Raw genomic sequence first — 6,781 nt, forward strand, 5'->3', positions numbered from 1 at the left:
AAGGCGCTTGCGCTTTTCTTATGTGTTTAGCTCTAGCGTCTACTCGTGAGGGTACTGAAAAAGTGTGTGCGTTTCATAAGTATATTTGTTAATTAAATATTATACTTTTGGATACCTTACATCTTTTTTCCAATGTGATAAGTTTGTAGAGATAAAGTCGGTAGCTTTTTTGTTTAAAATTGGAAGGGGAGAGAGGACATTTGAAAAAAATAGTGTTCATTATCACAATGTTTTTCCTAGTTTTAACAGCGTGTATTGAAATTAATATTGGCAGTGATGACGCCTTAAGTGAACCGGATCAGGAAAGTCAGCCTGAAAATTCTACATTGGGTTTGTCAGAGGAGGAAAATCCTTCTGAAAGTCATGAGGATGACACAGGTAACGAAAACACTGCCGAAGATAAAAATAGCGATAATGGTGATGATTCAGCGGAAATGGATAACGTCACAATGGACGATGCGAAAAGTATTCTAAGTAAATCTGCCGAAGTAATGGCAGAAGTAACAAGCTTTCACATAGAAGGGGATTTTCTTATCGATTTAACTACGGAGGATTATCATGAGAAAGAGACGGTTACGATAATTATGGATATGGTTTTGGGGGAAAAACCGATGCTCCATATGCAAGCATTCGTTGATTCAAATATGTTTGATGATGAAGACACAGATACGTATTGGGTCGATTCTACAGTATATGTTATGTATCATGATGAAAAGCAATGGTACACGATGCCAACGGATAACACGTTTGAAGAGGTATTAAACAATTTTAATATCATTGACGGGGAACAGATGGAGAAGTTTGTGCAAATTACAGGTTTTGGTTCTTTTGATATGTCTGAAAATGAGAATCAATATATTCTTAGTTTTAAAGAAGACGGAGAGGGTTTTTTAAAAGCTTTGGAAGGAAAGACAATCTTTGATGTGGACTCTGACTGGCTATTTGAAACTTATGATACGTATGACCCTTTTGAGGGGGGAGGTACTTTGGAACTATATATTGAAAAGGACACGTTTTATTTGATGGGGTACCTTTTGGAGTATGAATTTAAGGGTGAAAACATATTTGGAGGTATGGAGAAATATTACAGGGGAAGTTATGCTTACAGCGCAATAAATGAGCTAAATGAAATCGTAGTTCCAGATGAAGTGAAGGATGATGCTATCTCTATTTTTGGAAACTAAAGAGTGTTTTAGTTCGGGCTAGGGATCTTTGTTTTTAGTGTATCTAACACTGATGATGATAAGATTTTGAAAATATCCATTATAGAAGGGAAGAACATTGAATGAGGAATGTAATCGTAATTTTATCTCTCTTTGTCCTATTTTTGACTGCATGTAGTAATGATATGAACATAGATTCACTAGAAAGTGAGTCATCCAATGGCGAAAGGGAAGAAGACAATAAGCAGGAGTGGGAAAAGACTGAGGATAATGGGGAGATAGATGATCAGGATAATGAAACGAGAAGCATAGGGGAAACGGAAGAAATGGAACAATCCGGTACAGAAAACACTGCGGATTCCTCTGCTGCAGGCATCTTAGGAAAATCTAGAGATGCGATGAGTGCGGTTTCCAGTTTTCAGACTGACGGAAAGTTTACTATTGATGTTATATTAGACGGAAGCCATAGTCAGGAAGAAGTAACGACCACTTACCAAGTGGTATTATTAGAAAATCCGATGATGTATTCTCATACAGTAGTTAATGATGAAAGTCTGATTGCAGATGTAAAAATGTATGTAGCGCATGAAACAATCTATTTTTTTGATGAGTTTGAAGGCGTCTGGTATAGTATTCCGATGGACCATATAGATATAGAGATGTCCACTTTATTAAATGTGCTGGATTCAGAAAAACTTGATGAATATGCCGTTCAGGACCAAGTATTCGAAGTTTTGGATAATGGTGATCACTTTTTACTTTCCTTTTCTGGGACAGATGATGAATTCTTATCTGTAATCAGTGGTACTACCGTGATTGATGCAGATGTGGAATGGCAGTTTGACCACTTTGAAGATTTCGAAGGATCAGGAACATATGAGATAATAATAGATAAAGAAACGTACTATATTTTAGAATATCGATTGGATTTTCAGTTGATTTCCAAAAGTTCAGCGGAATTAGGGGAGACACGTTACCAAGGTACTTATAATTATAGTAACTATAATTCTATTGATGAAATTATTATTCCTAATGAGGCGCTAGAGCAGGCGCAATCCATGATAGATTATTGACAAAACAAAACGGCATAGGTCCTTGTTCTAACCTAAGTTAACATCGAATGATGGTTAGTACTGGGACCTCCTTTATTGACTTCGGCATATCCCTCAGAGATATACAATACTGCATCTTGACTCCTCTTTCTAAGAAAAATCCACTAATATCTCCTTACTTTCGATTTGAGAGAAATAATCGTTTCTCCAATTAAGTCTTGGCTCATGTTTCATCTACATTCTTCAGCTAGTTAAATCCTGTCCTTATTCCTATTCTATACAGGATAACTAATTTTGGATATAATAAGATTGTGATTATTCACTATATTGAAAGGGGAGCTATAATGACGGAGAAACAAGCCAAACTATTAAATACCATTTTGTTTTCCAGTATCTTTGGTTCCTTATTTATCCTTTTAAGAGATAATCCTAACGATCACAATCTGATTATTGCCCTCGTATTCATTTATGGTGCCATTCAATTTTTCCGTTATAGTCTGTTTAAAATTCCCTTACATAAACCCCACGTCATTTTATTGATTGGAGCTCAACTTTTTATTGCTGCATGGTTACAGGCTATTGATGGGACATTTCTTCCGCAGCTGTTCTTATTTATCTTGATTGCTGAAATAGCTTATCGGTCGGAAAAAAAGATTAGTGTTCCTTTCACCATGATTAGTTATATAAGTTATATTCTTGCGGTAGCATATCATTTTGGATTTCCGCCATTTCACGAAATCAGCTATGTTATTCCAAGGGCTATCGAATATATTCTTTTTTGGGGATTTAGTTACATTGCGAGGCATGCCACTCTTCAAAAAGAAGAATTAGCTAGTGCTCATGTGAAACTTCAACATGCGGCAAAGGAACTGGAAGAAAAGACGATGTTACAAGAACGAATGAAACTATCTAAAGAAATCCATGATGCAGTAGGCCATACGTTGACGACAGCCCTATTTGGAATTGAATCATCAAAGCACATGATTAATCAAGGAGATGTAAAAAAAGGAGTAGGTCAACTGGAGAAATCGACGATTCAAATTAGAAGAAGTTTAGAGGATGTCCGTTCCATTGTTCATACGATGAAGGAAAAAGAAACTGTCATCGATTTGAAGGGTAGTTTACTCCAATTAATTAAAGAAACCGAAGAGCGTTCAGGTGTTGTTATCACGTATGAAATAGAGGAACATTTGCAAAGTTTAACTCCTGAACAGGAGTTGGCTATTTATCGCTCCCTACAAGAGGGTATTACAAATGGGATTAGACATGGAAACAGTAGTACATTTTTTTATCAAATCATAAATCAAGATGGGGAATTGCATATCCTGCTAGAAGATCAAGGTAGTTTTGACGGGAATTGTTCATACGGATTCGGATTACAAGCAATGGAAAACAGATTCAAATTGTTAGGTGGCACGATATCAATTTCCACTAATACGTTTGGAGGTTGTACCTTAAGAGTAGTTTTACCAATCCGAGATCAAAAGCGATCTGAAGGGGGGAACAGATATGTCGAGCCTATTGAAAGTAGTTATAGCTGACGATCATCCGGTCATACGTGATGGTTTTACTGTTCTACTATCTACAGATAAAGACGTGGAAGTTTTGGGGACAGCTAAAGACGGAACCGAAGCGGTTTCTCTTGTATGTGAAATGAAGCCAGATGTTGCTTTATTAGATTTATATATGCCTGAAAAAAATGGTATTGAAGCCTTAAAAGAAATTAAATCCACCTTTCCATTCACGAAGGTACTCATTCTATCTTCTATGGTTGACGATGATGTTGTCATAGAGTGCTTAAGTCATGGTGCGAGTGGTATTTTATTAAAAGACTGGCCGACGGAAAAAATTATTGCTGCCATAAAAAATTCCATGACCAATCAATTAGTCATTCCAGAATCTTTCTCAAGTAAGCTGATAGACATTTGGAAAGAAACAAATATGGATTCTGCAACCTCAGCGTTGAGAAAAAAAGTTCAAGAGATAGGTATTCCTCTTAATAAAAGAGAGGAAGATGTCTTGTTGAAAGTCATGGAAGGAAAAAAGAATGCAGAGATTGCAGAAGAATTGTATCTTTCTATAGGAACTATCAAAAATTACATTTCTTCCTTATATAAGAAGCTAGGTGCAGCAACACGGGATGAATTGATGAACTATTTATCCCGTCATAAAAAAGAAGAGTTCTAGATCCACATCTTGGTCTAGTTCTTTTTTTGTGTTTGGAGGTAATAACGAATAACAGTGGGACTTAGTCCCAGTTCCTTTGCTTCCTTGAGTAATTCAGCCCATTCTTTATCCACCATTTCCTCAGTGATTTTCTTTGTTTTTAACTTTTCCATAATTAATAGCTCTCCCTTCAAAAAAAGTGATACTTCCCTAGGTATCCTGGCCATCTTAGGCAAGAGGAGAGGTCATCACGCCCTTAGATCCATAGATTTGCGTCTCTATTTTTCAATAGATTTGCCTTTTTCTAGGAAGAACATTTCATAGTTATGGTGATGTTGAAAACGCTGTTGACCATGTTGAACAATCTATACATAGAATAACGTAAATGGTTAGAAACGAAAATATATTGTGCTAATTTTGTGACTATTTAAGTTAAATAATGACTTTCCTATGACTCGGGAGGTGCCTGTCACCTCCCGAGTTTTGTCGTATTTTGAGAGGTGGTATTGAAATAGTGAAACAGAAAAAAGCTTGTGCTAAAAGCACAAGCTCTGGTTAGATTCAGAAACTAGCTAGTCTTCATTTAAACCGTGTTTTCAAGTTCAGATGCAAAAATTGGCCATTGATTCTCTATGGCGATTTTTTTCATATCTTGATCAGGATTAACGACAATAGGATGTTCAACAAAGTGTAGAAGGGGAATATCACTCTCACTGTCGGCGTATGCCCATATTTCATATTCATAACTACCATCTGATGTCACATGATCCTTAAGCCACTCCTGCACCTTCAAGACTTTTTCATCCCCATTAATAATTGTGCCGATTTTACCTGTACAAATATTATTCTGATCATAAAGGAGTTCAGTGCTGATAATTTTCGTATCCAAGTCTAACCTTTTTGAAAATGCTTCTAGAAATGGACGAAGTGCTCCTGACAAAATGATAACAGTATCTCCATCTTCTTGATGTTCCCGTATTTTATTCACGAGATGATGGTTAACTTCATTATCCGCCATAATAACGAGTTCCTGAAAGAATATATCCAGTTCTTCTGGAGTTTTCCCTTTAAATGTACTTGCAAATGACTTGAAAAATTCGTGCTTTAATGCTGTCTTTCCTTTCACTATACCGAATCCGACGGACTTCACTACTCCCCCAAGAACAGTCCCCCATTGTTTCCAATTAAAATGACGTTTTCCCATTTTAAACATCGCTTTAAAGGAATCCCCTTGGTAAAGTGTTCCGTCAAAATCTACCGTTACAATCGCCATCGTTTATCACCCCGTTTCTAGTATTGTAAAGTAGATAGCGACAGATGTAAATAATTTGAAATATGAGAGGATACTATGAAATTTTTTTAGTACCTGTTATTAACAGTTGGTATTATATGAATTTTACAGTATAATATGAGTATAAAGTAATAGATTAATAGAATGGGGAGATGAAAATGGGGAAGAAAATAGCCTTTGTAACTGATACTACAGCTTTTATACCAGAAGAATTGAAAGCGCATCCAGATGTTTATGTCGTCCCGATAGTGATTATTTCAGAGGAAAACCAATATGAAGATGGGGTAGACTTATCATCGAATGAGTTATACGAAATGATTAGAACCAGTAAGAAAGTACCTAAAACGTCTCAACCTTCCGTTGGAAAGTTTGAAGAACTTTATACAGAATTGAAGCAAAATTATGATCATGCTATTGCTATTCACGTTTCCAATAAATTGAGTGGAACAATTGCAAGTTCTACCAATGGTAAAAACCAGGCAGAGTTTGATGTGGAAGTGGTTGATTCCCTTTCTTTATCCGATGGAATTACTTCTCTTCTTTTAAAAGGACTAGAGCTTGCGGATCAAGGGGTTGATTTTAAGGAAATTGCAAAAGATCTTCGTGAATCTGCAAGTAGATCCAAAAATCTTATTTTACTTGGTAGCCTTGAGCAGTTATATAAAGGTGGAAGAATGTCAGGTGCTCAATTTTTACTGGGAAATGTGCTGCAGATCAAACCTATCCTTTCCATTGATGAGAATGGGGAATTGGGCTTAAAAGAGCGTGTCCGCTCAGAGAAAAAAGCAACTAACAGAATTGTGGAATTGTTAAAGCAGTCTTGTGAGGAAAATAAAGTAAGCCGACTAGGAATTATGCACGGAAATGTGCCTGAAAAGGCTGTAGAATTAAAGGAAAAGGTGGAAAATGCAATCCCTGGTCTTGAAATAATTATTGGGGAAATCAGTTCATCTTTAGCGGTTCATGGTGGAGAAGGAACAGTAGCTATGTTTTGGCAACAAGAAAAGTAATCGAGAAGAGGCTGGGACATAACTAAAGTGTTTAATTGGAAATCCGAACAATACACAACAATAGCGAAGGAAATATACGTAGACTCCTGCGGGATTAAA

Annotated in this window: 7 protein-coding genes and 1 riboswitch; of the genes, 5 read left to right on the forward strand and 2 right to left on the reverse strand. The window is 36.4% G+C overall.

Translation table 11 applies throughout. The features are described from left to right. Window positions 1–200: 200 nt before the first annotated feature. The 4 genes from KS419_RS12510 to KS419_RS12525 all read left to right on the forward strand — a co-directional run bounded on the left by KS419_RS12510 (window position 201) and on the right by KS419_RS12525 (window position 4,402). Window positions 201–1,184: a DUF6612 family protein gene (locus tag KS419_RS12510; protein WP_217066742.1), complete on the forward strand. Its 984-nt coding sequence runs from the start codon at window positions 201–203 to the stop codon at window positions 1,182–1,184. Window positions 1,185–1,285: 101 nt separating this feature from the next. Further along, the gene (locus tag KS419_RS12515) at window positions 1,286–2,236 is read left to right on the forward strand and encodes a DUF6612 family protein (RefSeq protein WP_217066743.1); all 951 of its coding nucleotides are present in this window, start codon (window positions 1,286–1,288) and stop codon (window positions 2,234–2,236) included. Window positions 2,237–2,559: 323 nt separating this feature from the next. Then, complete coding sequence (locus tag KS419_RS12520; protein WP_217066744.1) at window positions 2,560–3,756, forward strand: sensor histidine kinase; 1,197 nt, start codon at window positions 2,560–2,562, stop codon at window positions 3,754–3,756. Then, the gene (locus tag KS419_RS12525; protein ID WP_217066745.1) at window positions 3,725–4,402 is read left to right on the forward strand and encodes a response regulator transcription factor; all 678 of its coding nucleotides are present in this window, start codon (window positions 3,725–3,727) and stop codon (window positions 4,400–4,402) included. Before KS419_RS12520 ends, KS419_RS12525 begins: the two co-directional genes overlap by 32 nt. Window positions 4,403–4,416: 14 nt before the next feature. Here the strand turns inward: KS419_RS12525 and sinI are convergent, their stop codons facing one another. Together sinI and KS419_RS12535 are read right to left on the reverse strand one after the other, a co-directional pair. Beyond that, a complete protein-coding gene (gene sinI, locus KS419_RS12530) occupies window positions 4,417–4,554 on the reverse strand; it encodes a DNA-binding anti-repressor SinI (RefSeq protein WP_217066746.1) in 138 nt (45 codons plus the stop codon). A 37-nt stretch (window positions 4,555–4,591) separates the two neighbouring features. Further along, window positions 4,592–4,690: riboswitch (cyclic di-GMP riboswitch) on the reverse strand. Between the two features lie 274 nt (window positions 4,691–4,964). Further along, a complete protein-coding gene (locus KS419_RS12535; RefSeq protein WP_217066747.1) occupies window positions 4,965–5,654 on the reverse strand; it encodes an HAD family hydrolase in 690 nt (229 codons plus the stop codon). A 176-nt stretch (window positions 5,655–5,830) separates the two neighbouring features. Between KS419_RS12535 and KS419_RS12540 the strand changes: the two genes are divergently transcribed. After that, window positions 5,831–6,682: a DegV family protein gene (locus KS419_RS12540; RefSeq protein WP_217066748.1), complete on the forward strand. Its 852-nt coding sequence runs from the start codon at window positions 5,831–5,833 to the stop codon at window positions 6,680–6,682. The last annotated feature ends 99 nt before the right edge of the window (window positions 6,683–6,781 follow it).

This window comes from Evansella tamaricis, assembly GCF_019042215.1.
Lineage (GTDB): Bacteria > Bacillota > Bacilli > Bacillales > Salisediminibacteriaceae > Evansella > Evansella tamaricis.